General features: G+C 68.6%; 28 protein-coding genes and 5 pseudogenes. 15 read left to right on the forward strand and 18 right to left on the reverse strand.

Features of this window, described 5'->3' with window-relative positions:
* The first annotated feature begins 348 nt into the window (after positions 1 to 348).
* A complete protein-coding gene (locus FCI23_RS32275; RefSeq protein ID WP_136727572.1) occupies positions 349 to 3,813 on the forward strand; it encodes a glycosyl hydrolase in 3,465 nt (1,154 codons plus the stop codon).
* A 103-nt stretch (positions 3,814 to 3,916) separates the two neighbouring features.
* On the opposite strand, the gene FCI23_RS56885 is transcribed toward FCI23_RS32275, so the two are convergent.
* Positions 3,917 to 4,132: a hypothetical protein gene (locus FCI23_RS56885; RefSeq protein ID WP_169317034.1), complete on the reverse strand. Its 216-nt coding sequence runs from the start codon at positions 4,130 to 4,132 to the stop codon at positions 3,917 to 3,919.
* A 234-nt stretch (positions 4,133 to 4,366) separates the two neighbouring features.
* Positions 4,367 to 5,470, reverse strand: coding sequence for a tyrosine-type recombinase/integrase (locus FCI23_RS32285; protein ID WP_136727574.1), 1,104 nt, complete (start codon positions 5,468 to 5,470; stop codon positions 4,367 to 4,369).
* Positions 5,471 to 5,561: 91 nt separating this feature from the next.
* Between FCI23_RS32285 and FCI23_RS32290 the strand changes: the two genes are divergently transcribed.
* On the forward strand, positions 5,562 to 6,659 hold the full coding sequence (locus tag FCI23_RS32290) for an integrase core domain-containing protein (RefSeq protein ID WP_136727575.1): 1,098 nt from the start codon (positions 5,562 to 5,564) through the stop codon (positions 6,657 to 6,659).
* A 74-nt stretch (positions 6,660 to 6,733) separates the two neighbouring features.
* Here FCI23_RS32290 and FCI23_RS63185 read toward each other — a convergent pair whose 3' ends face one another.
* From FCI23_RS63185 to FCI23_RS60360, 4 genes are all read right to left on the reverse strand, one after another.
* On the reverse strand, positions 6,734 to 6,964 hold the full coding sequence (locus FCI23_RS63185) for a hypothetical protein (RefSeq protein ID WP_136727576.1): 231 nt from the start codon (positions 6,962 to 6,964) through the stop codon (positions 6,734 to 6,736).
* 39 nt (positions 6,965 to 7,003) lie between these two features.
* Positions 7,004 to 7,423, reverse strand: a complete 420-nt coding sequence (locus tag FCI23_RS32300) for a hypothetical protein (RefSeq protein WP_246144261.1) — start codon at positions 7,421 to 7,423, stop codon at positions 7,004 to 7,006.
* Between the two features lie 28 nt (positions 7,424 to 7,451).
* Complete coding sequence (locus FCI23_RS32305) at positions 7,452 to 7,940, reverse strand: hypothetical protein (protein WP_136727577.1); 489 nt, start codon at positions 7,938 to 7,940, stop codon at positions 7,452 to 7,454.
* 290 nt (positions 7,941 to 8,230) lie between these two features.
* On the reverse strand, positions 8,231 to 8,581 hold the full coding sequence (locus FCI23_RS60360) for a hypothetical protein (RefSeq protein WP_246144262.1): 351 nt from the start codon (positions 8,579 to 8,581) through the stop codon (positions 8,231 to 8,233).
* A gap of 101 nt (positions 8,582 to 8,682) precedes the next feature.
* Here FCI23_RS60360 and FCI23_RS32315 point away from each other — a divergent pair.
* A pseudogene (locus tag FCI23_RS32315) lies at positions 8,683 to 9,033 on the forward strand (tyrosine-type recombinase/integrase); the annotation flags it as partial.
* Between the two features lie 114 nt (positions 9,034 to 9,147).
* Here FCI23_RS32315 and FCI23_RS32320 read toward each other — a convergent pair.
* The gene (locus FCI23_RS32320; RefSeq protein ID WP_136727578.1) at positions 9,148 to 9,540 is read right to left on the reverse strand and encodes a hypothetical protein; all 393 of its coding nucleotides are present in this window, start codon (positions 9,538 to 9,540) and stop codon (positions 9,148 to 9,150) included.
* Positions 9,541 to 9,969: 429 nt separating this feature from the next.
* Here FCI23_RS32320 and FCI23_RS32325 point away from each other — a divergent pair.
* Positions 9,970 to 10,455 (forward strand): annotated as a pseudogene (locus FCI23_RS32325) (transposase); the annotation flags it as partial.
* Positions 10,456 to 10,589: 134 nt separating this feature from the next.
* On the opposite strand, the gene FCI23_RS32330 reads toward FCI23_RS32325, so the two are convergent.
* The gene (locus tag FCI23_RS32330; RefSeq protein ID WP_136727579.1) at positions 10,590 to 11,354 is read right to left on the reverse strand and encodes a sulfite exporter TauE/SafE family protein; all 765 of its coding nucleotides are present in this window, start codon (positions 11,352 to 11,354) and stop codon (positions 10,590 to 10,592) included.
* Positions 11,355 to 11,469: 115 nt separating this feature from the next.
* Entirely contained in the window at positions 11,470 to 12,174 is a 705-nt protein-coding gene (locus FCI23_RS32335; RefSeq protein ID WP_246144263.1) for a GntR family transcriptional regulator, read from the reverse strand.
* 265 nt (positions 12,175 to 12,439) lie between these two features.
* Here FCI23_RS32335 and FCI23_RS32340 point away from each other — a divergent pair, with 265 nt between their 5' ends.
* Together FCI23_RS32340 and FCI23_RS32345 are read left to right on the forward strand one after the other, a co-directional pair.
* On the forward strand, positions 12,440 to 12,994 hold the full coding sequence (locus FCI23_RS32340) for a C40 family peptidase (protein WP_136727581.1): 555 nt from the start codon (positions 12,440 to 12,442) through the stop codon (positions 12,992 to 12,994).
* A gap of 86 nt (positions 12,995 to 13,080) precedes the next feature.
* Positions 13,081 to 13,890, forward strand: coding sequence for a hypothetical protein (locus FCI23_RS32345; protein WP_246144264.1), 810 nt, complete (start codon positions 13,081 to 13,083; stop codon positions 13,888 to 13,890).
* 112 nt (positions 13,891 to 14,002) lie between these two features.
* Here FCI23_RS32345 and FCI23_RS32350 read toward each other — a convergent pair whose 3' ends face one another.
* Positions 14,003 to 14,500, reverse strand: coding sequence for a winged helix-turn-helix transcriptional regulator (locus FCI23_RS32350; RefSeq protein WP_136727583.1), 498 nt, complete (start codon positions 14,498 to 14,500; stop codon positions 14,003 to 14,005).
* Between the two features lie 105 nt (positions 14,501 to 14,605).
* Here FCI23_RS32350 and FCI23_RS32355 point away from each other — a divergent pair, with 105 nt between their 5' ends.
* Positions 14,606 to 15,250 carry a dihydrofolate reductase family protein gene (locus FCI23_RS32355; RefSeq protein WP_136727584.1) on the forward strand — a complete coding sequence of 215 codons (645 nt, stop codon included), beginning with the start codon at positions 14,606 to 14,608 and terminating at the stop codon, positions 15,248 to 15,250.
* Between the two features lie 378 nt (positions 15,251 to 15,628).
* On the opposite strand, the gene FCI23_RS32360 is transcribed toward FCI23_RS32355, so the two are convergent.
* Both FCI23_RS32360 and FCI23_RS32365 read right to left on the reverse strand, forming a co-directional pair.
* Complete coding sequence (locus FCI23_RS32360) at positions 15,629 to 16,171, reverse strand: hypothetical protein (RefSeq protein WP_136727585.1); 543 nt, start codon at positions 16,169 to 16,171, stop codon at positions 15,629 to 15,631.
* 146 nt (positions 16,172 to 16,317) lie between these two features.
* Positions 16,318 to 16,680: a hypothetical protein gene (locus FCI23_RS32365; protein ID WP_136727586.1), complete on the reverse strand. Its 363-nt coding sequence runs from the start codon at positions 16,678 to 16,680 to the stop codon at positions 16,318 to 16,320.
* A gap of 209 nt (positions 16,681 to 16,889) precedes the next feature.
* Between FCI23_RS32365 and FCI23_RS32370 the strand changes: the two genes are divergently transcribed.
* Positions 16,890 to 17,213: a helicase associated domain-containing protein gene (locus tag FCI23_RS32370; protein ID WP_407646061.1), complete on the forward strand. Its 324-nt coding sequence runs from the start codon at positions 16,890 to 16,892 to the stop codon at positions 17,211 to 17,213.
* Positions 17,214 to 17,296: 83 nt separating this feature from the next.
* Here FCI23_RS32370 and FCI23_RS63970 read toward each other — a convergent pair.
* A pseudogene (locus FCI23_RS63970) lies at positions 17,297 to 17,514 on the reverse strand (Tn3 family transposase); the annotation flags it as partial.
* Positions 17,515 to 17,664: 150 nt separating this feature from the next.
* On the opposite strand from FCI23_RS63970, the gene FCI23_RS32380 reads away from it, so the two are divergent.
* The 4 genes from FCI23_RS32380 to FCI23_RS32395 all read left to right on the forward strand — a co-directional run bounded on the left by FCI23_RS32380 (position 17,665) and on the right by FCI23_RS32395 (position 21,231).
* A complete protein-coding gene (locus FCI23_RS32380) occupies positions 17,665 to 18,546 on the forward strand; it encodes an ABC transporter ATP-binding protein (protein ID WP_136727587.1) in 882 nt (293 codons plus the stop codon).
* 31 nt (positions 18,547 to 18,577) lie between these two features.
* Complete coding sequence (locus FCI23_RS32385) at positions 18,578 to 19,315, forward strand: ABC transporter permease (protein WP_136727588.1); 738 nt, start codon at positions 18,578 to 18,580, stop codon at positions 19,313 to 19,315.
* Between the two features lie 81 nt (positions 19,316 to 19,396).
* Positions 19,397 to 20,629: a sensor histidine kinase gene (locus FCI23_RS32390; RefSeq protein ID WP_136727589.1), complete on the forward strand. Its 1,233-nt coding sequence runs from the start codon at positions 19,397 to 19,399 to the stop codon at positions 20,627 to 20,629.
* Entirely contained in the window at positions 20,626 to 21,231 is a 606-nt protein-coding gene (locus FCI23_RS32395) for a response regulator transcription factor (protein WP_136727590.1), read from the forward strand. Before FCI23_RS32390 ends, FCI23_RS32395 begins: the two co-directional genes overlap by 4 nt.
* 18 nt (positions 21,232 to 21,249) lie before the next feature.
* Here the strand turns inward: FCI23_RS32395 and FCI23_RS63975 are convergent.
* A pseudogene (locus FCI23_RS63975) lies at positions 21,250 to 21,451 on the reverse strand (integrase); the annotation flags it as partial.
* 117 nt (positions 21,452 to 21,568) lie between these two features.
* Here FCI23_RS63975 and FCI23_RS32405 point away from each other — a divergent pair.
* On the forward strand, positions 21,569 to 22,411 hold the full coding sequence (locus tag FCI23_RS32405) for an integrase (RefSeq protein WP_136727591.1): 843 nt from the start codon (positions 21,569 to 21,571) through the stop codon (positions 22,409 to 22,411).
* Here FCI23_RS32405 and FCI23_RS32410 read toward each other — a convergent pair.
* Entirely contained in the window at positions 22,388 to 22,585 is a 198-nt protein-coding gene (locus tag FCI23_RS32410; RefSeq protein WP_136727592.1) for a hypothetical protein, read from the reverse strand. The two genes, FCI23_RS32405 and FCI23_RS32410, sit on opposite strands and share 24 nt — an antisense overlap.
* Before the next feature lie 202 nt (positions 22,586 to 22,787).
* Here FCI23_RS32410 and FCI23_RS32415 point away from each other — a divergent pair.
* Both FCI23_RS32415 and FCI23_RS32420 read left to right on the forward strand, forming a co-directional pair.
* Positions 22,788 to 22,977 (forward strand): annotated as a pseudogene (locus FCI23_RS32415) (IS5/IS1182 family transposase); the annotation flags it as partial.
* A 129-nt stretch (positions 22,978 to 23,106) separates the two neighbouring features.
* Positions 23,107 to 23,664, forward strand: coding sequence for a hypothetical protein (locus tag FCI23_RS32420; protein ID WP_136727593.1), 558 nt, complete (start codon positions 23,107 to 23,109; stop codon positions 23,662 to 23,664).
* Positions 23,665 to 23,936: 272 nt separating this feature from the next.
* Here FCI23_RS32420 and FCI23_RS32430 read toward each other — a convergent pair whose 3' ends face one another.
* From FCI23_RS32430 to FCI23_RS32440, 3 genes are all read right to left on the reverse strand, one after another.
* The gene (locus FCI23_RS32430) at positions 23,937 to 24,116 is read right to left on the reverse strand and encodes a hypothetical protein (RefSeq protein WP_136727594.1); all 180 of its coding nucleotides are present in this window, start codon (positions 24,114 to 24,116) and stop codon (positions 23,937 to 23,939) included.
* A 426-nt stretch (positions 24,117 to 24,542) separates the two neighbouring features.
* Positions 24,543 to 24,776: a hypothetical protein gene (locus FCI23_RS32435; protein ID WP_136727595.1), complete on the reverse strand. Its 234-nt coding sequence runs from the start codon at positions 24,774 to 24,776 to the stop codon at positions 24,543 to 24,545.
* A 25-nt stretch (positions 24,777 to 24,801) separates the two neighbouring features.
* Positions 24,802 to 25,077, reverse strand: a complete 276-nt coding sequence (locus tag FCI23_RS32440; protein ID WP_136727596.1) for a hypothetical protein — start codon at positions 25,075 to 25,077, stop codon at positions 24,802 to 24,804.
* Between the last annotated feature and the right edge of the window lie 341 nt (positions 25,078 to 25,418).

Below are 25,418 nucleotides of genomic sequence, written 5' to 3' on the forward strand. Positions count from 1 at the left end.
AGTCGGGATCTCGGGCGCGAACTTCCGTAGAAGTCCCCCGGCGCCGGGCCGCTCGCCGCGTCGGGGGCGGCTGCGCCCTCGGGCATGAATCGTTCTACCTCACTTGCCCAACTGCCGCCGCGCCCAGGCGAGAAGCCCCGTGCGTCGTTCAACAGCCGTGGCCTAAGGATCCGCTGACGGCGACGACAGCTCGGTGCACGAGCATTGACGTTCACCGGCAGCCTGCCCTAGCGTCCATGAGGCGATATTGAATCCTTTCACCACCGACAGGCCCTAGCCCGGGGCGCGCCGAACCCGACCTGCCAGCAGACCGGTTGGGCTTCGAAGTCATTCTTTGAGGGAGATCCGATGAACGACCGCGTGTACCCGGCGACCGATGGTGCGGTCCCTCCGGAGGCCGCGCCGGGCACTGGGACCGGCAGCGGAGGCGGGGGCTTCCCGCTGTCCCGCCGACGGGTGCTGCAGATCGCCGCCGCCGCGGCGGCCGCCGGGGGTACCGCCAGCTTCTGGCAGCCCGCGTACGCCGCGGAGCCCGCCGGCCGGGGGGCCTTCTCCGCCGACCGGTTCGCCCGTCCCGCCGCCGACAGCATGCCGCTGATCCTGTGGTTCTGGAACGGCACGGTGACCCCCGGCCTGGTCGATTCGACGCTCGCGGACATGCGCGACAAGGGCGTGACCGAGGTCCTGGTCTTCCCCTTCGACACCACGGCTCTCCAGCCCGCCTTCTTCACCGCGGCGTGGTTCGACATCATCGAGCACACGCTCCGCGAGGCCGACCGCCACCACATGCACGTGTGGCTCTTCAACGACGACTTCTTCCCCAGCGGCCGCGCGGGCGGCTTCGTGGTGAACGGCGGCACGGTCGGCGACCGGACGTACCAGCCGCGCCCCGACCTGCGGACCAAGAGCGTGCTCCGGAGCAGCACCCAGGTCACCGGCGGCACGTCCGTACCGCTGGCGGGCCGGGCGCTCAGCGTGGTGGACGGCCGGCTGATCGTGGACGCCGCCACGTACGACGGCGTCCGGGTCCTGAAGGGCGGCACCGGCTGGGGCGACTACACCGTCACGGCCACCGTCCGGGTGGACGTCGGCAGCGCCGGTCTGATGGTGTGCTGTTCCGACGCGAAGAACGGCTACCTGGCGGACCTGCGGACCGACGGCGGCATCGACATCTGGCGCCAGAACGGCGGCGGCTTCACGCTGCTGCGGCAGGGCGGCGGCACCCCGGGGTTCGACGCCACCGCCGACCATGAGTTCAAGGTCACCAGGCAGGGCCAGAGCATCGTCCCCTCGCTGGACGGCGCCGCGCTCGCGCCTGTCACCGACGCGACCTTCACCACGGGGACCGTCGGCGTACGCGCCACCGCGACGCAGCACTCGTCCTGGAACAGCCTGACCGTCGTCGGCGCGGACGGCGGCCAATTGTTCGCCGACACCTTCGACGACGCCTCCGCCGTCGGCGACTTCGAGACGCCCGACGACCTCGGCGAGCCGTTCGCCGCCGCGGCCCGGCCGGTCGGCGCGACCGGCGCCGTGGTCCCGCAGATGATCGACCTCACCACGACCGTGCTCGGCGACGGGATGTGGCAGGCACCGGCCGGGCAGTGGCAGGTGGACGTCTTCACCTCCCGGCTGCTCGCCGACACCGGCGGGAGCCGGCGCAACTACCTCGACCTCCTCGACGACGAGGCCGTGAGCCTGTTCATGGACACGATCCCGGGCGAATACGTCCGCAGGTTCCCGTGGGCCGTCGGCCATGTGCTGCTCGGATTCGCCGACGACGAGCCCTTCGTGGCGTCGGCGGACGCGGAGTGGGCGCAGGTGCCCTGGTCGGCGAGCCTGGCCGGCGAGGTCAGGAAGCTCGGCGGGAAGCAGGGCCTGGGCGTCGTGCTGTCCGCGGTCCACGACGACCTCGGCGAGCAGGGACGCGACCTGCGCGGCATCTTCTGGCGCGCCGTCTCCAACCGTTTCTCCGCGGCCTATTACAAGGGCGTCGGGAACTGGATGGGCGACCACGGGCTGGAGCTGATCTCCAACCCGTTGTGGGACGAGTACGGTCCCGCCGAGCAGGTCAAGAGCACCGGCAACCTCAACACCGCCCACCAGTGGGCCCAGGTGCCGGGCACCGACCTCATCTCCAACCAGTACCAGCTCGGTTACCACCGCATCCTGCCGCGCTGGCCGGCCAGCGCCGCCCACCAGGTCGGGCGCGACCGGGTGTACCTGGAGGCGATGGGCGCCACGGGGTGGCAGGTCACCCCGGCTTTCACCCGTGAGGTGATCGGGGCGTTCGTCGTCCGCGGCATCAACAAGGTGCTGCTGCACGCCCGTTTCTCCGACGAGAACGACATCATCTTCGCGCCGCCGTTCCAGCCGGTGAACCCGTGGTGGGACCTGTCGTCCCCGCTGAACGACTGGATCGGGCGCGTCGTGGAGGCGGCGCGGGCCACGCCCAGGGCCCGTACCGCGCTGCTCCAGCCGCAGCGCGCCGCCGAGGCGTTCCAGGACTACCCGCAACAGACCGCCATCGACGACGCGTTCATCGGCGCGGTGCACGCGCTGGAGGACAGCCAGATCGACTTCGACTTCGTCGACGAGGGCGCGCTGGTGGGCGACCCGGCGCTGATCGAACACGCGCGGCCCCGGGGCGGCGTCCTGGTCGTCGGGCATCAGGAGTACAGCATTCTGGTCCTGCCGGAGACGCCGATGCTGTCGGCCGGCGCCGTGGACACGCTCACCGACTTCGTGAACGGCGGCGGGACGCTGATCGCCGTAGGCACGCTGCCGGCGCAGGAAGCGGCGGGCGACGACGACCAGCTGGCGCGGGCGCTGGGCAAGCTCTTCTCCGGTACGGGTGGGCACACGTCCCGTGCGCACCGGGCGGCGGACGTGACGGCGGCCGCCCCGCTGGTCGTGGCGGCGGGCGGCGCCGCGGCGATCCTGTCGCCAGCCACGCCCGACATCCGCGTGCTGCGTCTGGAGCGCGACGGCGAACAGGCCTTCCTGGTCACCAACGAGCACGCCGACGTCGTCGAGGTCACCGCGACCTTCCCCGCGCTCGGCGCCCCGCAGTTCTGGGACCCGGACACCGGCAAGACCTCGGCCGCCGGGGTGTGGCGCACGGCGTCGTTCGCGGGCACGCCGGGCGCGGGTACCGCCGTTTCGCTGCGGCTGGAGTCGAAGGCGGCGGTCCTGGTCGTCTTCCGCGCCGCGCCCCGCGGTGGGTTGGCGCACGCGATCGAATCGAACGCGCCCGTAGAGCAGTTGACGGTCAAGGGGAACACCGCCACCGCCACCGTGCGGGTGTCCGCGAAGGGGACCACCCGGGTCGTCGCACAGGACGGCAACCGCCAGTACGCGGGCAGCCTCGCCACCACGGACGCGCTGACCGTCGTGCCGCTCGACGGAAACTGGAGCTTCCGTTTCGACACCGACGGCGCGCAGGCCAGCGACCGTCCGCTCGGCTCCTGGACCGGTCTGAACGCCTCGTACTCCGGATCTGCCTTCTACGAGCGCCAGTTCACCCTCGATGCGAAGACGCTGTCCGGCCGCGTCTGGACCCTCGACCTCGGGGAGGTGCACGACGTCGTGGAAATCACCGTGAACGGCGTGCAGTTGGCCTACCGGCTGTGGGCGCCGTACCGGGTCGACGTCACCGACGCGCTCCGCAAGGGCATCAACGTCGTGCGGGTCCGCGTCACCAACACGGGCGCCAACGCGCACGGCGACGCGGAGGTGTCCGGGCTGCTCGGGCCGGTCTTCCTGCGCCCCGAACGCCTGGAACGGGTCCGGTTGTCCCCCGTGCGGCACTGAACCCGCAGCCGTGACCCCGGCTCGGGGCACGCGGATGTCGCCGTGCCCCGAGCCGGGCTTCGAGATGCGGGCGAAGGTCCGTCCGAAACATGAGGCAGCAGTGTCAGGACGCCCCCGCCCACCGGACCGCGCCCCCGTCCGCGCCCGTCGCCCTGACCCGTAGATTGTGCGGCCCCTGGCCCGGCCGGGACAGCCGCACGGCGATGACGAAGTGCGCGGCGGCGATACCCTCTTGGGCATGGATCGAGATCGCGAGGACGAGACCGGGCCGCAGGCGCCTGATCCCGATCCGGACGCGCGGCGCGAACCCAGTACCCATCAGTTACGGCTGTTCCTGGTCCTCGCGGAGGAACCGCACTTCGGGCGGCCGCCTACTGGCTTGCCAGACCAGCCGGAGTACGCCATGGGGCCCTTCACACGTTGAAGCGGATCATCGACGACTCCGCTATGGTCTGCGTCCATCGCCCGTTGCGGACAGGATCCAGCGTGATCCAAACGGGGCCGACCGGCCGCCGGTGCCCGGCTGTAACCAGCCCGGCACCGTCCCTACCGGCTACGACCAGGGCGTACCGGGGCGTAGGGCGGCCTGCATCGTGGTGCGGCAGCGGTCCCATGAGGCGGGGACGAGGTGGCCGTATACGTCGACGGTGGTCTTGATCGATCGGTGGCCGAGCCATCGGGAGACCTCGTGGATCGGGATGCCGGACGCGAGGGCGGTCGAGGCGAAGAAGTGGCGCAGGCAGTGCGGCGTGTACTTCGGGCTCCCGTCGGGTGTGACGATTCCCGCGGCCTTGAGCGCTTGTCTGAAGTGGTAGGCGTAGGTCGTCGCGGTGGGCATGGTGCCCTTGGCCCGGTCGCGCGGTGCGAACAGGACCTCCATGCCTGCCGCCGTCACCGTGCCCCACTCCCTCAGGTGTGCGTCGATCTCCTCGGCGAGGAACGCGGGCGTGGGAACGTCCCGGTACTCCCCCTCGGCCCGGTGCTTGAGCGGGATGAAGCGGGTCTGGCAGTCTTCGCGGTTCGCCTTGGAGCTCACTTGCCGGCGAACCCGCAGGAAGTCGGGTCGGCGGCAGTCGGCGGTGAAGGCCAGGGTCTCGCTGATGCGCAGCCCCGCTCCGGCCTGCAGGTAGATGGTCAGCCGGTACTGCGGTGAGATCTGCTTGGCGATCAGGTCGACCTCGTGGAGGGTGGGGATCGCGTCTTCGTCGACCGCGTGCGTCGCGCGGCGGGGGAGTTTGACTCCCTCGGTGGGGTCCTCGGCCCGCCGCTTCTCCTCGACTGCGGTTTGGAAGATGTGCGTGACCAGCTTCATCCGGTCGCACACGGTGCTGGCCGCCAGTCGCCTGCTGAGAGCGGCGACGAAGGCTTCGATGTCGTTGTGCTGCACGCCCGCGACCGTCTTGCCGCCGAGCGCGGGGAGGAGGTGGATGCGCAGGAAGCTCTCGTAGTTGCGGTAGGTGCCGTCGCTGACGACCTGCCGCTCCAGCCAGTCGGCGGCGTAGGCACGCAGGGTGATCTCGCCGCGTTTGGGGTCCAGGAACACACCCTCGTAACGGTCGTGGCGCAACTTCGCGGCGAACGCGTCCGCTTGGGACTTCAGCTCGAAGCTCGGCTGGCGCTCTTTGGCCCCCGGCCCTGTGCGTGCCGGAAACCTCATCCATGCTGGTTGCAGCTCTGCACTCGCCTGCGGAGGGCCCTCCCCATCCCGGTTGCGGCATCCAGCCCGAAGCGCGGCATGATGATCACTCGTGCTGCTTCGACTTGCCTATCTCACGGTCACCAACGCCTTCGCCGCGCTGCGCCTGGTGCCGGTGAGCGACCGGGACAAGGACGTGGAGATCCTGGCCCTGCGCCACCAGATCACCGTCCTGCAACGGCAGCTCGGCCATGGAAAGGTGCAGTTCGCCGTCGAGGACCGGGCCTTCCTCGCAGCGCTCCTCACGCCCCTGCCCCGTGAGGTGCTGCGCCGCCTACGGCTTCTGGTCCGCTCAGACACCGTGCTCCGCTGGCACCGCGATCTGATGAAACAGCGGCACGCGAACGCCTCCCGGCCCACAAGGCCCGGCCGACCGCCAACCCTCCGTTCCATCCGGCAACTCGTCCTGCGCCTGGTGCGCGAGAACCCATCGTGGGGATACCGCCGCGTACACGGCGAACTCGCCACGCTCGGGATCAAGATCGCCGCCTCCACCATCTGGGAGATCCTCAAGCAGGAGGGCATCGATCCGGCACCGGAACGCGGCAACACCACCTGGGCCGGCTTCCTGCGCTCCCAGGCCGACGCGCTGCTCGCGATGGACTTCATCGAGACCCTCACCCTGACCGGACAACGCCAGTACATCCTCGCCGCCATCGAGCACACCACCCCCCGCATCCGAGTCCTCGGCACCACCGCACACCCCACCGCGGCCTGGGTCACCCAGACGATCAAGAACCTCGCCATGGACCTGGAAGACACCGGAGCCAAGGTGAAGTACCTGCTCCGCGACCGCGACGCGAAATACCCCGCCCTGATCGACGAAGTCCTCGCCGACGCCGACATCCAAACCGTCCTCACCGGCATCCGCGTCCCGCGCATGAACTCGATCATGGAACGCTGGGTACGCAGCCTCCGCTACGAACTCCTCGACCGCACCCTGGTCTGGAACGAGCAGCACCTGCGACATGCCCTGCGCGAGTACGAGCAGTTCTACAACGAGCACCGAACCCACCGCTCACTGCAAGCAGCCGCCCCGCTGCGCGCCCTCCCCGAACCGATCAACGAACCCGGGCAAATCACCCACCTCGACATACGCCGACACGACCGCCTCCGCGGCATCCTCCAAGAGTACCAACATGCCGCCTGAGCTGCACGGACGTAGTTTTCGGCACGCACAAGGTCGAGCTGCAGGAACCCGAGCGGACCCCCCTGGCCGCAGCGTCACTCGACGAGTGGCAGCGCGCCCAGGAAGCCGGCCGTCTGGCGGAGTACGAAGCCGAGTACGGGTTGACCGCAGAGGGGCTTTTCTCGGAGTGGGAAGGCCACGATCCCCAGTGGCTGAGGGCCGAGGAGTTCGAAGGTGTCTGGACAGCCGCTCGCCAGCAGATCCGGGCACGTTCCCGCTGATCCTCCGGAACCGGCGTTGGTCAGGCTGTTCTGGAAATCAATCATGTGGTCGTCGAGCTCGCTGTCATGCGAGCCATCCGGCCGTCAGCCGGATCCTCTCTGGACCTCCACGGCAACCTGGCGGCCGCGCAGTCGTGAAGCCACGAACTCCATCTCGACCAGCGTGCCGACCAGGCCGTGCTCCATCAGCTCGCCAGCTCTCTCACGGGCCTGAGGCAGTGGCAGGTCCCAGATTTCCCGCAGAGCCTTGAGCACTGGGACCAGGCTCGCTCGCGCGTCGAGCAGGCGAAGTCGGGTGGGGCCATGCGCTGTCAGCAAAGCCTGCCGGATCTCCTCCGGAGTCTCCCCGCCGCCTTCCTCGCACCAGCCGTTGGGGCAGGCTCGACACGAGCCCTCGATGCCCCAGCACAGCTGCCCGCCGACGATGAACTGCCCGACATCACGGACCAACAGGCCCCCGCAGTCGCTGCAGCTCGACGTTATCTCCACGCCCTGCGTGATCACCCGGACTCCTCGCCGTTCCCCACCACTGTCAGTCGACCAGTTCGAGGGGGTGGGGCAAGGGCTCCCATTCGGGCAGCCAGTCTGTGGCAATCTCGCCGGTGAGGGCGAGGTGGAACCAGTCGCTGAACCCGAGATCAGAGTCATACCAGTCACCCCAGCCACGGCGGAAGGCTGACACCGTCCAGGTGCTGCCCCCGCGCGGCACGAGGAACAGCTGATCACCCTCGATCGTGTTTCCCCACACCAGTGCTCCGTCAGCGGACGGAAGCACGAGGTGGGGCACAGAAGACGACTGCTCCAACTTCCGCCCCATCCCGTCCGAGTACGACTGCAGCGTGCGAGCACCGCAGAGGAAGATGAACTCCGAGATCGCCGTGTCGCCATAGGCCCCGGCGACCTCGACGAAGTCCTCAGGAAGCGTCACGGACCAGGACCTCGCGATCTTCTCGATCAGATGTCCTTCTTCCTGGCGGACAGGCGCCCCCAGCAGCGGCACGAAGTCGCTGACCGTCTTCATCTCATCTCCGTCCTCCACGGTCCAGGGCGCACAATCTACCGAGCCCGCCCGGCATGCCGATGACTGCCCTCGCCGCGTAGTGGTAGCGGCGGCGTCTCTCCCCCCGTTCCTCAACGTCGCGACCTGGACCGATCCCTCGGCTTGGCTGCCGCCGTCGATTCGCTCCGGCAGGTCCGGCGCAGGGAGTTCAGTGACGGATTCAGGCGAGGTGGTCGAGAACCACTCCAACGGACGACAACAGGCGATGGTGAGGAACTGTCACGGACATGTAGTCTATGAATCGTCGCAGTTCAGAGCCGGTATTCGAGCTCCTGCGGTCGGTAAACTGGACGACCTGTGAAGGCAGCAGCACTGACGGAGACGGTGGGGCTCGGAAAGTCATCGCTGCAACTCAAGCACCGTATCGGTACTCTTGATCTGCATGGATGGGGTTGTCGGCAGGCGCAGAGTCGGTGGAGGAGGGCGGCGAGGAAGGCCCGATCGGACTGGGTGAGGCGGGGCTTGTCGATCTGGCGCTGCAGGATGGCGAGCTGGTGGCGTAGCGTCAGAATTTCGATGTTCTTGTCGATGTCGCTCATCGGCAGCAACCGTATGAACGTGAACACGCTCGTGAGCATCAGGTACGGCAGTCGCAGCAGCACGACTGATCATCCGGGCGTACGTATCCGGCGCTCCTCAGCCGTATCAGAAAACATGCAGGTCACACGCTATGGATGGGGTTTTCGGCACCCACAGGGTGGCCAGCGGCTACGTGTTCACGCGGCCGGACGGGCACTCGATCGAGCCCGCCACGCTCACCCGGCACTTCAACGCCCTGCTCCGCGACGCGTGCCTACGGCCGATCCGCTTTCACGACCTTCGACACTCGACCGCGACCCTGCTCCTGGAGCAGGGTGTCGAACTCGTCGTCATCAAGGAACTCCTCGGACACGCCCACATCGGCGTCACCGCGACGGTGTACGCACACGTCCGCCTCCGCCTCCAGCGCCAGGCCATCGACCTCCTCGGCCACGCCCTAAGCAACCTCGCCGAGACGATGACCGAGCCCCACGACGGAGGTCACCCGCCGCTTCGTGCAACACCCGTCCGCTGACGTTGCCGTCAACTACTGCCGTCAAGCGCCCACCGCAAGCCACCATGGCCCCACCGGAACATCATTCCGGTGGGGCCATGGTGATTACTTCACATACCCATTTCATGCAGCCCGCTACAAATCATCGTGCTGCATTCGCCAGTTCATAGAGTCCTGCAGATCCAACCGACTGGCCGAAACTGCCCCTGGAACATAGACGAGCCACCGAAGATTATGGGAGGCAATGACAGGATCGCCATTGGTGTCAACCCAAATAACTACCTTGTCTTGTGCGGCTACGCCATCCCACCAGGCCCAAGGTCGCCGCTCAGGATCGAACGAGAATAGCCATTCCTGCAGTTCCCATGGGTCTTCATTATGAGAGTCCTGATACCTGCGGTCACCGCGAATAGCCGCCTGGCCAGCAAGCGCTCCAAAGTTCGCATCTTCGCGCGAAACATCAGTGAACCATCCAGGAATCGAATCCTCAGGGAGCTCCTCGCTATCGAAGTCGCTCGTCTCCGCCATGGACACGGCGGCAGCAAGTACCCCCCTCACCCTAGCCAGGTACTCGGACGGACTAATGCCCTGGTCAACCGTTACCTCAATCGCAGCGATGGCCCTGGGGGGCACCTGCTCGGACGCCCCACCACGGATGCGGCGCAACTCGCTACTGGCCGACTCTGGCATCACGATCCACCTCCACCAATTATTCGACCGGACCCAGGGGTGATCATACGCTGAAGCTCATCGAGCATGCTGCCGGGTATTCCATACAAGCCGGGCTCATCCAATTGCTGCACGCTCGACTATACGTACCTATTCCAGTCTCGTTGAGATCCAGGCCAGCCACGGGGCTTGCGCTGCGGGGCAACGGAAGAGGTGATCCTGTCCGCGTAATCAGAGGGAATGTCGAACGCAACGATCTCGGAATCTGCTCCCCTGACCCACGCCCGCCTGATCACCGCGCTGAACGAGCAGATAGACGCGATGGAAGTGCAGGTGAAGGCCCATTTTCTGGCGCACCCGGACGCTGAGATCTACCTCTCGATGCCCGGCATCGCGGAGATCACCGGTGCTCGGGTGCTCGCCGAGTTCGGAGACGACCCCACCCGATACGCCAGCGCGAAGGCCCGCAAGAACTACACCGGCACCAGCCCGATCACCCGGGCCTCCGGCAAGAGCCACACCGTCCAGGCCCGCCACGTCCGCAACAACCGCCTCGCCGACGCCCTCCAACGCCATGCGTTCGCCGCCCTGCGCGCCTCACCCGGCGCCCGCCGCTACTACGACAAACAACGAGCCCGCGAGGCCGGCTACAACCCCGCACTCCGCCAGCTCGGCAACCGCCTCGTCGGCATCCTCCACGGCTGCCTCAAAACCCGCACCCACTACGACGAAGCGACCGCCTGGTCGCAGCACGCACACACCCATGCCGCTTGACCTCAAACGACATGGGGTGTCTGACACGCCTACCCGGCGATCAAAGGCCGTTCACAAGAACCTGCACGTCACAGGCCATGGATGGGGTTTCCGGCACCCGCACGGTGGATAGACCCGGTGCGACTGTTCACTGTTCAGCCATGCAAAGCGAGGTACGGCGCGAGGGCGAACAGGGTAATGATCAAAGCAAGCTTCAGGCTGCGGGTGGGCAGCGCGTGAGCGATCTTCCAGCCCAAAAGCACCCCGGCCAGCTCCGGAATGCCAACCAGGGCGGCCAGGGGCCAGTTGATGGTGCCGTGGGCGAGATAGCCGAGGGTGCCCACGCCAGCGATGACGATCGACTGGGCCTGGGCCGAGGCGAGGGACTCCAGCACAGGCACGCCGAGGGCGACCAGCAGCGGGACGGTGAGCATCGGTCCGCCGATGCCGACGATGCCCGCAGCCAGGGCCACAGCGAAGCCAAGCCCGGCCAGCAGCGGCGCGGGCGGGTGAGCCTGCGTGGCCGCCGGACGGTGCCGCTCGCGGTACCACACCAGTGCTGCCACACCCGCCACGAACACCCCGAGCACCAGACCGAAGGCCCGCTTGGACACAAACGTATTGATGACCACCCCGATCGGAGTGCCGACGACGGCGCTCGCGGCGAGGATCAGCACCGTGCGCCGGGTCTCGGGCTCGCGCAGCTGGCCCGACCGGGTGTAGGCGGCAGTGGCCAGCGCCCCGGTGGCGATATGGGTGACGATGGCGGTGCCGGCCACCTCGGCCGGGGACAGGCCGGTCAGGGCGAACAGCCCGATGGTGGGGAGGACCCCGCCAGGGCCGACAGCGGTGATGCCGACCCCGCCGACGAGCCCGAACAGGCCCAGCGCGATCAGCACAGGCATCGTCAGCCCGGCCATCACCGGCCTCCCCTCACTCGCGTCAGGCGCGGTCCGGAACAGGTTGACGACACAGCGATCTCCCAAACGAAGACAGTGCAGTAAAGAACGACGGCGCAAGGACGGACGCCCGGGATCAGTCGGACACTGCCGGTTGGCCGCGGTGCATCGTGGCGCGTAGGGCCATCCGGTCCGCGCGGATACGAATCGACTCGGTATCCACCGGACGTCCATCGGACAGGTGGGTCAGGCGCTCCAGCGCGAACACCGCCGCCCCGACCCCGATCCCCAGCAGCGCGGCGGTATCCGGATCGGCGGTGACCGCGTGTACCACAACGTCGGCGCGCCCCAGCCGGCAGCCCGTGGTCTCCTCGAGGAGGGTGAACACATCCCGGCCGGCCAGGTCGCCGGCCAGCACACCGGCGCCGACATCGGCAGTGAGGTAGGTGGTGTCCAGCGACAACGGCAGTCCGTCCAGCCACCGCACCCGCTCCAGATGCACCCCGCCCGCCGTGGCGGGGACCTGGAGCCGCTCGGCGATCGCGGCCGGCAGCTCAGGCACGATCTCGGCCACCCGGACCTCGTTGATGACGGTGCCATATCCGGTCAGCGCCTCGGCCAACCCCGCCAGCCGGTCCAGCCCGTGGCCGTACTTCGGCATCACCACCGTGGTGCCCACCCCGCGTCGCCGGGCGATCAACCCCTCCTGACGCAGCAGACCCAACGCTTCTCGCACCGCGTTACGAGAAGCACCGAACTGTCGGCCCAGACTGTGCTCGTCCGGTAGTACACCGTCGACGAACCCGCCGGTCGTGATCTGCTGCCGCAACGCATCAGCCACCCGCCGTGCCCGCTCCGCGCGAGGCCGTGAGGAGACCCAGTCGGCCGGAACGTTGCGACCGGACGACGGGCCCGGTACCACCGGTCGCTCGCCTTTCCCTGATGTGACGTCCGCGGTGCGGTTCATGTCGTTCACGCTACCGGGCACGTATTACGCCAGAGTTACGCCACCTGCTTTGACATGCTGAAACGCATGACCTGCGGATCTACTACAGTCACCACGCGCTCCGCCACCCGACAGCCCGCCCTGCCCACGCAACCCTCATGTGATTACTCGCGCCGTGTGCGCCGCCGCCCGCCTGCTGTGCGCCAACGGCGCCCGCCACGGCAAGGACCTGCGCAAGGCCGTCTTCGCCTACAACCACTCCACCGCCTACGTGGACCACGTCCTGCGCACCGCTGCCCAGTACGCCGCCACCGACCCGGGCGGGTACCCGGCCCCGAACCCGGCCGCTGCAACCGCCGTCGCCTACGCCTACGCCCGCCAGCTCTGGGGCGGCGACGGACCCGCCGAGGGCGGCTTCGACTGCTCCGGCCTCACCCAAGCCGCCTACGCCGCCGCCCGCATCCGCCTCCCCCGCGTCGCCCAGGACCAGTACGACGCGGGCCCCCACGTACCCGCCGGAATCCCGCTCCTCCCCGGCAACCTGCTCTTCTTCGGCACCAGCCCACACCACATCACCCACGTCGGCATCTACACCGGAGGCGGCAACATGATCAACGCACCCCGCCCCCACACCCGCGTCCGCCAAGAACCAGCCCGCCTCACCAGCCCCAACTACCGCGGCGCAACCCGGCCCAGCACCGGCGCGGTGCGATGAAGCACAGCATCCCGCCCGCCACAGCCACCGACGTCCGGGCTGGGAAGGCACCGCATGCGGGCGAGGCAGCGGCCCTCCTACGGTCGTTGACCCGGACACTGTGCGCGGTAGGCGTGCTGGCGCTGGTGTTCACCGCAGTGAACGTCACCCTGTTCGCCACAGCTCACGGGGTGATCTGGCCAATTGCCCTGCTCCTGGACCCGATGGTCGCGCTCGCCCTAGCTGCGGCACTCCTGGCCGACGCGCGCCTGGCCTCCTGGGGCGTACGCCCACCGGGCTGGTCGGCCGCCCTGCGCTGGGGCACCGGCCTGGCCGCAACCACCATGAACGTGTGGACCTCCCTCTGGCCGACCGGACCGATCGGCTGGCCCCGCCGAGCGGACCCGGCCGGGGTGCTCCTGCACGCCATCCCGCCCCTGCTCCTCATCGGCCTCACCGAAACCGTCGCGGCCTACCGCCGCCGCATCACCGAGGTCCACACCACGCACCCCGGTGCACCCCAACCAGGAAGCACCGCCTCACCGGACAGATCCGCGCACCTTCCCGCAGAACCCGGCTGTCGAGGTGCGAGGTGCGCCGCCGAACCATCGCCGGGCAGCATGGTGCCGCACAGCGGCGGCCAGAACCGCAGCATCACCGCGCCCTACGGGCCCTACACGCCCGACGACGGCCCGCAGCCGCCGCCCACCACCCCCACGCCCCAGCCCGGCGCCGGACCGGCCGTAGACGGCGACCTGTTCACCCGCGCACTCGCCCTGGATACCGAGCACCTCTCCCGCACCGGACAGCCCATCAGCATCCGGGCCCTGCGGGAGCACCTGCACCTCGGCCAGCCCCGGCCCGCCAGGTGCGCACCCGCATGGACGCCCACCGCACCCCGAGCGCACTGTGACTGAGCCGCCCTCTCCTCTCACATGTCGATGGCGATATGCGCATCGTCGACGGCCACCACGTAGGCGTGATGGGCGGGGAGCCAGTTGACCGCCGTACTCGGGGCCTCGAGGCAGGTCAGGATGGCTCCGCCATGGCGCGTTCGTAGGCCGCGTGCAATAGCTCGGATGCCAGGGGGCGGTCAGGGTCAAGGCGGGGGATGCCCAGGTGCACCTCTCGCAGTTCGTCCATCAGGTCTTGCCACAAGGGCGGGCCGGCCTCTTCGAGCAGTCGTGCGCGGACGCTCAACTCGGGTGTCGTCGGACGATGCCGCAATCCCCACGAGCCGAGCGCAACCATGATCGGGACTGTCTGGATGCCTGCCTCGGTGAGACTGTAGGTCGCTCGTCGCCCTCGCCCCGCTTCCTCGTTCGTGAGGAGACCTCCCGCGACGAGGGATTTGAGGCGGCTACTGAGGATGTTCGACGCGATCCCCTCCTCGGAGTGGACGAGCAGTTCACGGAAGTGCCGACGCCCCCCAAAGATCACGTCGCGCAGGACGATGAGACTCCACCGGTCCCCAAGGGCCTCCACCGCCGCGTTGATCGGACACCCTGACCGTGGCCCGTCTCGCATGCCACCTCCCGGTGATTGCATTCCGCCATCACCTAGCCTACGCTCGCCTACCTGGGTGATTGCAATACGCAATCACTTCTCTGGTGAGAAGCAGGAGGTCACGTTATGTCCCGTGTGCGGGTCCACAACTTCTCCGTCTCCCTCGACGGCTTCAGCACCGGTGAAGGACAGAGTCTCGATGCGCCGTTCGGCCACGCCGGCGAACGGCTCCTCGACTGGTTCTTCCAGACCCGGACCTTCCACGACATGCACGAGAAGAGCGGCGGTGCCACCGGAGTCGACGACGCCGTGGCCCGCGCGTGGGGCGGCGATATCGGCGCGGAGATCATGGGGCGAAACAAGTTCGGGCCGCAACGCGGCCCATGGGAGGACCACGCGTGGGCCGGGTGGTGGGGCCCGAACCCGCCATTCCACACATCGGTGTTCGTCTTGACCCACCACCCTCGCCCCTCCGTTGAGATGGAGGGGGGCACCACGTTCCACTTCATCGATGCCACCCCACAAGAGGCACTCCGCCAGGCGCGCGAGGCCGCAGGCGGCCTGGACGTGAGAATCGGCGGCGGGCCGACCACGATCCGCGAATTCCTGGCCGCGGACCTGATCGACCACCTGCACATCACCATCGTCCCGATCGTCCTCGGCCGCGGCGAGCGACTGTGGGACGGTCTCGAAGGACTCGAAAAGCGCTTCCAGATCGAGTCCGTGACGACCCCCAGCGGTGTCACACACATGACCTTCACGAAGCCGTAGGGCACCGCGCGATAGAGCGCACGGCGATGACCGTGGTGAGTCCGTAGTGAGTCGCCCGTACCCGTGGTGAGTTCGGGATTCCGTGCACTCACCACCGCAGGTCCAGCGCCGGGACGCTGATCGTGGGCCGCCGACTCTGGTCCGGCGACGTGCGGCTGGCTATGGGTGCCCGATGATGTGCGATCCGGTGCCCAGCTCGCGGCGTCCAGGGTCTGGCGGTGCCGCGGGCAGGTCGGCTGTCACTTCGGGCAGCGGCCGCGGCGCGTTCGGCCGCGGCGGCGCGCTCGGTGGCGGTTGCCGGCCGGGGCTCGCGGACATACCCGGCCGGTCAGGCGGGCATGAGTGGGGATCAGTGCCCCGGCGTGTTCATGGTCGTCTTCAGCCGCCGGGCGTCACCACGACGATCAGGCGGTAGCTGGAGGGGCAGGCGACGGGCGCCTTCGGGCAGGGCAAGGCTTGCGCCGTCAGGATGCTTTGGCCTTGACTCGCGGCGAGGAAGCGGGCGTTGGCCGTGGTGGACTTCCACCTCGCCTGCGTGGGGCGGAGCACCTGGGGGTCGCTGCTGGTGGGCGGGGTGAACCAGGTCGCGGACAAGCGCAGTTCCAGCACGGTTCCGCGGGCTACGGTGAGCGTGGGGTGGATGGGGTCGAGCTGGCGGTAGGCGCTCGGGTGGGAGGCGACGGCGGGGGTGTAGCTGACGCTGCGGTTCTGGAGCAGGATTGCGGTTCCCGGCGCCGCGGGGGCTTCGGCCGGTGTGTTGGAGGGCCCGGTGGTGCCGTCAGGGATGATGACGCCGGTGGCGATCGGTGTCTCGCCCGAGCGTCCCTCAGTGGCGATCCGAGCTGCGCCGCAGCCGCACAGCACGATCAGCGCCGCGAGGACTGCGCAGGTCTGTGCCGGTCGGCGGATCAATTCACGCATGGCGGCGCTTCTCCTCGCTCAGGGCGGCGCACTCCGATTCCACGCCGATATGACGGGCCGACGTGCACCGTGGTTCCCTCCATGCCGGTGCCCGGCCGCGCGGTGGCGGGGCCGGGCACCGAACTCGGTGGTGCGGGCGGGGCCGGTCAGTAGTTGTACTCGCCGATCTCGGTGCCCCACACGTCGGAGGGCGAGGTGGATACGGCGTTGCCGTACTCGCCGGCGACCCATATGACGCTGCTGCTCAGGGAGGAGCCGTCCAGGGAGATGCCGCTGTAGTCGCCGTAGCGGACCAGGTTGTTGCAGTTGGTGCAGGACAGCGGGCCCAGGCCGGTCTGCATCAGGCTGCCGGAGATGTTGGTGCCGCCGGACTGCGCGGAGAACAGCCCGAGGGAGGGGTTGATGGAGGTGGAGGACGCGCTGGCGACCAGGAAGATGTCGTTGCTGTCGTCCAGGGTGACCGCCGGGTAGAACAGGTAGGTGTTCGGCTCGTACAGGTCGGTGTCCACCGACTTGGTCGGCGTGGACGCGGTGGCGTTGGTGAGCTGGATGACCCGCAGGCAGGACAGGGTGGGCTGGCCGCTGGGCTGGCAGGAGTCGCCTGCCGCCGCCCACAGCGTTCCGCCGCGGAAGGTGGCGGACTGGATGCGGCCGTCGCCGAACGCACCCTCGCTCGTACCGCCGCGCGCGCGGGCATCTTGCCCCGCGTCAGGACGCCGTGTGGGGCGAGACGGAGGCCGACCAGCAGCCGGTCGGGCAGCATATGGCCAATCTCCGTAGGAAGGGTGGCTTGGGCAAGGACCCGGAGCGGGCAGAGGACCGCGTCAAGCAGCTGACGGCCATCGACCCGGACTGGAACTGCCCTTGGCCGCTGGAGTGGCAGCGGCACTTCCGCGTCCTGGCCGACCTGGTCGACGCCGACGGCACCCTGCCCGACATCCAGCCCGGGGTCCTCTTCGAGGGTGATGATCTGGGGAGGTGGGTGGAGCGGCAATCGGGTAACTCTGGGCGCAGCTGTCGACTGAGCAGCAGGAGCGGCTGACCCGGCTGGGCATCAAGCCCGCCCCGCGGAGCGGGGATGCCGAGCAGCGGGCGCAGGCCTCCCGGCGGCGTGCCGGCACCCGCTCACTCCTCCTCGGTGGCACCCGCGTCGCGAAGAGGCCGCATCCGGCCGGGCAGGTCCGGGAGCTGGAAGGAGTAGCGGCCCAGTTGATGTGGTGCCGCACGAACGGCGAGAGACGGGCCACGTCCTCGTCGCGGACCTCGAACCCGTCCGCGCGCCGCAGGGTCACCGCGGCGTCCATGTACCGGGTGTTGAACAGGGCCAGGGCGTTGAGGCGAAGCCGAGAGCGCCGATCTATGTCTCCGGGTGCGCGTTGCCGGCGTGAGCTTGGGATCTGGTTTCAGGATCGGGTGGGTCTGACTTCTGTCATACGGATGTTGTGATCGGTGGGGACTAACGGTGGCCATTGCCGCTTTTTAGAGTTGCCGGCATGACACAACACGCGGTTTCCTTTCAGTGCGTCACCAAGACTTTCGGTTCGGTCCGGGCGGTCGGCGGGCTGGATCTGACCCTCGACCGGGGTGAGACTGTCGCGCTGCTGGGCGCGAACGGTGCCGGCAAGAGCACCTCGATCAGCATGTTGCTGGGGCTGCTGGAACCCACGGCAGGGCAGTTGAGCGTGCTCGGCGGCAGCCCGAACCAGGCGGTGGCCGAGGGCCGGATCGGGGCGATGTTGCAGGACGGCGGGCTGATGCCCGGCGTCACGGTCGGCGCGCTGGTAAGTCTGGCGTGCCGGATCTACCCGAGCCCTCGGCCGGTGAAGCAACTGCTGGCCGACGCCGACCTCATCTCGATCGCCAGTCGGCGGACCGACCGGCTGTCGGGTGGCCAGGCGCAGCGGCTGCGCTTCGCGCTCGCCATCGCGGGCAACCCGCAGGTGCTGGTGCTCGATGAGCCGACCGCCGCGATGGACGTGGAGTCCCGTCGCGCGTTCTGGACGACCATCCGCGGTTACGCCGCGGGTGGTCGCACGGTGCTGTTCGCGACCCACTATATGGAGGAGGCCGACGAGAACGCCGATCGCATCGTCGTGATCGCGGGCGGCCGGGTCGTCACCGACGGCACCCCCACCGAGATCAAGGCGGCAGCCGGCGGCCGTAGTGTGCGCTTCACCCTGGGCGGCGAATCGTGCGCGGGCCTGGATCTGCTCCCCGGCGTGAGGGTCGTGGAGGTGCACGGTGGCACGGTGGCGCTGCGGACCACCGACGTCGAGGCCACCGTCCGTGCCCTGTTCGCCACTCGTGACCAGGTCCCCGATCTCGAGGTTGGCGGCGCCGACCTCGAAGACGCCGTGCTGGCCCTCACCCGCTGACCACGCCCACATCTCTGAAGGAGACACTGCAATGCGGACCTACCTGCGGCTCGAAATCGTGCGGATGGCCTCGGACAAGCGGTTCTTGATCCTCATGCTGGCCATGCCGGTGGCGATGTATCTGCTCTTCACCAATCTGTTCGGCGCGGCGAACAACCAGCCGGTCGGCGGCCTGGCCCCGGACCTCGCGGTGATGATCTCGATGGCGGCGTTCGGGGCGATCGGCGCCGCGCTGACCGCCACCGGCCCGCGGATCGCCCAGGAACGCACCAACGGCTGGATGCGGCAGCTGCGGATCATGCCGCTGCCCACCCGGTCGGTGATCGCCGCCAAGATCCTCGCCGCGCTGGTCTGGGCGCTGCCGGCGATCCTGCTGGTGCTCCTGACCGCGGTCATCGACCACGGGGTTTCCCTGACGGCGGGGCAGTGGGTCGCGATCGCCGGCCTGCTGTGGGTCGGCACCGCACCCTTCGCCGCGCTGGGCATTCTGATCGGCTACGTCACCGACGACTCCTCGGCCTTCCCCGTGATGTACGGCGTCTACCTGTTCCTCGGCGCCGTCGGCGGGCTGTGGATGCCGGCCAGTGTGCTGCCCTCCGCGCTGCGCCACATCTCGTACGCCCTGCCGTCCAACCGGGTCGCAGAGTTCGGCTGGAAGATCGCCGCCGGGCACTCACTGTCCCTGACCGGCCCGGCCATCCTGCTGGCATGGCTGATCGCCTTCACCGGGCTGGCCGCACTGGCCTACCGCCGCACCGCCTCCCGCTGAACCGCCGCCATCGTGCTGGGCCAGCGCTATCGCCAGCCGGCCCATCAGCCCGTAATCTCACACCGGAGCACTGGAGGCGGCGTGAACCAGCCCACCCCCATTTTCGCCGTGATGTCGCGCACATCCGGGCCCCCGAGCCGATGGCGGCGGGCCCGGTGGTTGGGCTTCCTCCTGTTGATGCTGGCGTTCAACGCCTATCCGGTCAGTGATCTGGTCACCCGCGGTCTGGCCTGGCCGGCCTGCGCCGGCGTCATCATGGCACTGGCGCTCATCGCCGGGCTGTGGGTACGCACCATGTGGCTGGCGCTGGCCACCACTGCCCCGTTTCGCGACATCGCACCCTGGCTGGCCGCCGTGGCGCTGTTGGGCGCGGCGTTTGCCCTGGGGTTGCGGGGCCAGTTCGAGGGACTGTTGATCTATGTGAGCATCGCCTGCGCGGTGTCGCTGCCGATGCGCTGGGTGCTGCCCGCGCTCACGGGAGCGGCCCTCGCCACGCTGGTCACCGACCTGCCCCACCCGGTTCACCTCGGCATCTCGCGGGCCAGCGAGCCGAACACGGTCTTTTCTCAGCTGAGTTTCGTGTTCTTCCTCGGTCTGATGATGTGGTTCTACCGGCGCACCATGATGCTGATCAACGAGCTGCGGCAGGCCCGCGAGGACCTGGCCCGCCTGGCGGTCACCGAAGAACGGCTGCGGTTCGCCCGCGACTTGCACGACCTGCTCGGCCACACACTGTCCACCATCTCGCTGAAAAGCCAGCTCGCCCGGCGCCTGGCAGCTGCGGATCCGGAGCTGTCCGCGGAAATCGCCGACATCGAGAGCGTCACCCAGCAAGCGCTCGTGGAGATTCGTCAGGCCGTCACCGGCTACCGGCAGACCAGCCTCGCCGACGAACTCGACACAGCCCGCGCGGCGCTGGCGGCGGCCGGGATCGAGGTGTACGCGCACATCGCCGGAACACCGCTGCCCGCGCTGGCCGACGGGCTGCTCGGCTGGGTCGTTCGCGAAGCGGCTACCAACGTCCTGCGGCACAGTCAGGCTCATATCTGCCGCATCCGGCTGACCCGCCAGCGCGATATCGTCATGTTGGACATTCGCGACGACGGGATCGGCCTCAAAGAGGGCGCCGGTGCTGGCAACGGGCTGACCGGGCTGGCCGAACGCCTCACCGCCGCCGGCGGCACCATCGACACCGGAACGGCTCCGGGGAAGGGATTCGGGCTCACCGTGCGACTACCGCTGACCACCAGCGAAAGCTTGGTCCACCTATCGCGGAACCCGGTGAGCCCGCGTTCAGGGACCGGCACCCGTTGATCCGCATCCTGCTGGCCGAAGATCAGGGCCTAGTCCGCGACGCGCTGGCGCGATTGCTCGACATGGAACCCGACCTGCACGTCGTGGCACAGGTCAGCACCGGAGACCAGGTCGTACCGACCGCCCTCCAGGCCGAGCCCCACGTCGCCCTGCTCGACATCGAAATGCCCAATCTCGACGGGCTGAGCGCTACTGCAGCCCTGCGACAGTCACTCCCGGACTGCCGGGTGCTGATCCTCACCACTTTCGGCCGCCCCGGCTACCTGCGCCGGGCGATGGACGCCGGCGCGAGCGGCTTCCTGGTCAAGGATGGTCCCGTAGACCAGCTCGCTGCTGCTATCCGGCGTGCCATGCGGGGTGAGCGGATCATCGATCCGGTACTCGCCGCCTCCGCCCTCTCGGCCGGACCAAACCCGTTGTCGGCCCGCGAACGCGATGTCCTCATCGCCACCGCTGACGGCTTCACCATCCCCGACATCGCCCGCCGCCTCCACCTATCCGAAGGCACCGTACGCAACTACCTCTCAGCCGCCATCGGCAAGACCGGCGCCCACAACCGGCTCGAAGCCGCCCGAACCGCTACCACCAACGGCTGGCTCTGACCATCTACGGGACCGCCCGGTGGAGGGTGCGACTTTGATGCCGAGGGCAGCGAGTTCGCCGTGGATGCGCCGGTAGCCCCACCCGGAGTTCTCGCGGGCCACGCGCAGGACCAGAGCCTGGACGCCGCGGAGGGTGGGTGGTCGGCCGGACTGCTTACGACGGGAGGCGACGGTGCATCAGGTCGCGGTGCCGCCGCAGGATCGTGTCCGGGGAGACGACCTGTAGGGCTCAAAAACACGAATCGTCGCCTGGTTCTGTAGCCCGTCGCTGTGAGGAACCCGGAGCCCAGGTCCCTGAGCAGCGGTTCTTCCTCGTCTGGGACCATATTTCGTGATCATGTCCACGGTGTACGCCGTCACCCGCCGCCTACTCTCGCTGCCGGCGTTGCTACTGCGGCGTGAGGTCTCCAAGGACGCGGAGTTGCTGGTGCTGCGGCACGAGAACGCGGTCCTGCGCCGACACGTCCCGCGCATGCGCTACGAACCAGCCGACCGCCTGTGGTTCGCCGCGCTCTCGCACCTGATACCACGCCGCCGCTGGCCCCAGGTCTTCCCGATCACCCCTGCCACGCTGCTGGCCTGGCACCGCAAACTCGTAGCGAAGAAGTGGGACTACAGCCAGCGACGCCGACCCGGACGCCCGCCCACAGCCGCCGTGCTCAAAGCCCAGATCCTGCACATGGCTGCCGACAACCCGGGATGGGGCCACCGGCGCATCCACGGCGAACTCACCCGCCTCGGCCACCAGATAGCGGCCTCCACCGTGTGGAACATCCTCCACCAGGCCGGCATCGACCCCGCCCCGCGCCGCACCGGACCGACCTGGAAGCAGTTCCTCACAGACCAAGCGCAGCACATCGTCGCCGTCGACTTCCTGCACGTCGACACCATCAACCTCACACGCATATACGCCCTGATCCTGCTCGAACACCGCAGCCGCCGTGCCCACCTGCTCGGCGTCACCGCCAACCCCACCGGCCCATGGACAACCCAGGCCGCCCGCAACTTCCTCATGGACACCGACACCGAGGGCCACACGTTCCTGATCCGCGACCGCGGCAGCCAGTTCACCAACACCTTCGACGCCGTCTTCACCGACGCCGGCCTGCGCGTCCTGAAAAGCCCACCGCAAGCCCCGAAAGCGAAACAGATGGCTTCATACTGCGCCTCTTTCGGTTGATGCGATGGTTGTTGGAGTGGAGGCTGGTCGGGGGCCTGGTGGTCGGCCGGTCCGCGGGCGGACGAAGTCGGGGCCGGGCATGTCGTAGAGGTACTCGCCCTTGTCGTTGGCCAGGCGGCCGGTCAGCAGTCCGGCGTCGCGCCACCTCTTGACAGTGCCGGGGTGGAGTTTCATGCGGCGGGCGATCTCCTTGAGGGTGACCAGGCCCTGGTCGGCGAGCCGGCGTGGCTGGTCAGAGGCACCCTTCCCCTCTCAACGACAGCACCCTTCAACAGACGGCAAACCCAGACGCTCAATCCGGGTCACGTACGCGATCGTCGTCACCCAAGCAGACGACTCCTTGACAGCCGGCGCAGGACCTTAACTCCCCTGTCTTGTGCTCGAACCCTTCTGGGACCAGTTCGCGGCGCTGCTGCCCGAGCATGTGGACACACCCGCTGGGCTGCCACAACCCGCGCATACCCGACCGTGTGGTCTTCGAGCACGTTATCGCTGCGCTGGTGCACAGCTCCGGCTACGAACGCATCGCCAGTCCCGGCTGCTCGGACCGCACCATTCGGCGCCGCGACTCCACGGGCGATATCGCCACCATGCAGGAGATCTTCCATCCCTGATCCCTACTCCCTGCTCCCGGGACCCCGGGAACCACTACGCCCCCGGCAGCGTCCAACCTTCGTCAACAACAAGGGGGAACGATGCAGACACCCCGGATCACGGCCGTCGCCACCATGGCGGTCGTTCTCGCAGCCACTGCATGCGGCGCCGGGCAGGGCAGTACCCACAATGGCACGAGCCGTCCAACCGGCGTCGTCACGGTCCTCAAAGTCATGGACGCCAGCCACTGCCCTTCGCGCCGGCCCCAGCCGACCGCCTCGAACGTCAGCGGCCTCAAGGACCGGCTCGAACCGATCGCCGCGAACCGGCTGCTGCTATGTGGCTACGGCGGTATCACCTCGACGGGCAGGCCACGCCCACCAGCACAGGCCCGCATCACCAGCCACGCGGTCATCGACCGGCTCCGCACCATCCTGAATGGCCTCCGCCCGCCCGCCTCCGGCACCTACAACTGCCCCAACGACACCGGCGGCGCCGTCCTGGAGATCTTCAGCGCGGGCGAGCAGGCCGTCGAAATCGACGAGCCTCTGACCGGCTGTCAATTCGTCACCAATGGACAGCGCACCGGCCAAGCCGCCGACTCCGCCCTCCGCACGACTGTCCTGTCCCTCCTATCCCCGCAGGCGGGACTGTCATGAATCAGGTTTGCGCCGTGAGGCGCTGTGGTTCGAGCCTCGAGCCGGGCCGCGTGCCATGGCCGGTCCGTCTCGGGAGCGATCGTCTCGGCGGCGGCGAGCGAGTTGGTGGCGCAGCGTCAGAATCTCGATGTCTTTGTCCGTGTCGCTCATGGGCAGCAGCCGTATGAAGGCGAAGACGCTCGTGAGCGCCAGGTAGGGCAGTCGCAGCAGCACGATCGACCATCCTGGCGTACCCGTCCGGCGACCTACAGCCGTATCCGCGAATCTGCAGGTCACGGCCTATGGATGAGGTTTTCGGCACCCACAATCTCCCCGGAGCCGGAGCCGGAGCCGGAGTGGTTGCTGCGCGCGTGTGCGTAGAAGTCGTCCGCGTCCGCCGCGGTGCGCTCAACCAGTTGTTCGACCTGCCGCTTGCCCGTGTGCGTGCCGGTGGCGCGCTCGATCGCCTCCACGGCTTGCTCAACGAGCCGCGCGCCGCCTCGATCGCGGCGAGTCTCTTGAGCGCGTGTGAGTGCCGCCCGGTCGGCAGGTCCAGCTCGGCATCGGCCGGGTGCAGGTTCGATGCTCCCTTGGCCCGGTAGAGCCGCTTGTGCCCCGCCTCGGCGGCGCGCCGCACCACCTGGTCGGATCCGGCGACATCCGGCAGGCGCTCCTCACGCCCGGCCCGCTGGTCGAACCACTCCTGGAGCATCAGGCGGTGCACCTCGCGGCCGCGCGCGGCGATGAACTCCTCTGCCTCGGCGTGGGAGGCGCCCCGGTAGTCGAACAGATCGGCGAGCAGCTGCCCGAAGGCGGCGCGGGCAGCGGGAAACACCCCGGCGGACGCGGTGGGACCATAGGCTGGCATCGGACTCTTCCCTATCGTCGATGCGGGCTTGTCACCAGGCACGACGCGGGGAAGAGCCCGCCTGATCAGCGCCGATCAGGTGCGCGAACGCCATCGGCCAGCGCGAACAGCCCCCTGGACGGCTCGGCCAGCCACTCACACCCACCATGCGCTTCAGCCGCATCCGCAGCGTCTCAACGTGCCGATGGTCTGCGGCTTCCTCCGTCACTTCGCAGATCTCCTTTGCCCGCAGCGGCGTATTCGCGCTGGCCAGCAGGGCCAGCACCGGCCAGTCACCCTCCGCGGGCACCTCACCCGGTCGCGATGCACACAACCGGCGGCAGAAAGCCGGGCAGATCGTCCGGATCCGCATCCCGTACGGACACCTGCTCGAACCCCGGTTCGTCCGCGTCGCGTTCGCAGAGCACGCGGGCGAGGGTCGCCTGGGTGACCACCAGGTCGGACAGCTCCCCCTCGGCGGCAGCGATCCGCTCGTTCAGCACGGCCAGCCCGGCCCGAAGCTCCTCCAACCGCCGCCGGGCCGCCTCCTCATGCTGCTTCAACAGCGCCAGCAGCCCCTGCTCCACGCGCCCCTCCCCGCTATGCCACCGACGCTGCCACGCCGAACCCACCCCCTCACCACAAAGGACTTACCGGCCTTCCGGAACGCGAAACCCCCGCTGATCGCCGACCCTCAAACCGAGCCGCACCCTTCGGCTTTCGCTCCGCCGAAGCGATCATCGCCCTCGTCATGCTCTGACTTGGCGGATCGGCATTCGTGTGACGGCCCACCAGATAACGTCGCGCGGTGAAAGACTGAGGCTCGGCGCACTGCTGTCAGGAGCTCGCGGGGGCGGTGGACATCCTCCGTCGGTGCCGGAAGCGATCCGCCACGGATAGGCGGATACCTGCAGGGATCACCTTCGAA

It is taken from the genome of Actinacidiphila oryziradicis (assembly GCF_005047355.1).
Lineage (GTDB): Bacteria > Actinomycetota > Actinomycetes > Streptomycetales > Streptomycetaceae > Actinacidiphila > Actinacidiphila oryziradicis.

Coding starts and splice junctions, on each gene's coding strand:
- FCI23_RS32285 (WP_136727574.1), bottom strand. CDS start 5,470: ATGAGGTTTCCGGCACGCACAGGGCCGGGGGCCAAAGAGCGCCAGCCG.
- FCI23_RS56885 (WP_169317034.1), bottom strand. CDS start 4,132: ATGGGTACTGGGTTCGCGCCGCGCGTCCGGATCGGGATCAGGCGCCTG.
- FCI23_RS32420 (WP_136727593.1), top strand. CDS start 23,107: ATGCAGACACCCCGGATCACGGCCGTCGCCACCATGGCGGTCGTTCTC.
- FCI23_RS32330 (WP_136727579.1), bottom strand. CDS start 11,354: ATGGCCGGGCTGACGATGCCTGTGCTGATCGCGCTGGGCCTGTTCGGG.
- FCI23_RS32305 (WP_136727577.1), bottom strand. CDS start 7,940: ATGAAGACGGTCAGCGACTTCGTGCCGCTGCTGGGGGCGCCTGTCCGC.
- FCI23_RS32275 (WP_136727572.1), top strand. CDS start 349: ATGAACGACCGCGTGTACCCGGCGACCGATGGTGCGGTCCCTCCGGAG.
- FCI23_RS32380 (WP_136727587.1), top strand. CDS start 17,665: ATGACACAACACGCGGTTTCCTTTCAGTGCGTCACCAAGACTTTCGGT.
- FCI23_RS32385 (WP_136727588.1), top strand. CDS start 18,578: ATGCGGACCTACCTGCGGCTCGAAATCGTGCGGATGGCCTCGGACAAG.
- FCI23_RS32410 (WP_136727592.1), bottom strand. CDS start 22,585: ATGAAACTCCACCCCGGCACTGTCAAGAGGTGGCGCGACGCCGGACTG.
- FCI23_RS32360 (WP_136727585.1), bottom strand. CDS start 16,171: ATGCGTGAATTGATCCGCCGACCGGCACAGACCTGCGCAGTCCTCGCG.
- FCI23_RS32350 (WP_136727583.1), bottom strand. CDS start 14,500: ATGCGAGACGGGCCACGGTCAGGGTGTCCGATCAACGCGGCGGTGGAG.
- FCI23_RS32320 (WP_136727578.1), bottom strand. CDS start 9,540: ATGGCGGAGACGAGCGACTTCGATAGCGAGGAGCTCCCTGAGGATTCG.
- FCI23_RS32355 (WP_136727584.1), top strand. CDS start 14,606: ATGTCCCGTGTGCGGGTCCACAACTTCTCCGTCTCCCTCGACGGCTTC.
- FCI23_RS63185 (WP_136727576.1), bottom strand. CDS start 6,964: ATGATTGATTTCCAGAACAGCCTGACCAACGCCGGTTCCGGAGGATCA.
- FCI23_RS32405 (WP_136727591.1), top strand. CDS start 21,569: ATGTCCACGGTGTACGCCGTCACCCGCCGCCTACTCTCGCTGCCGGCG.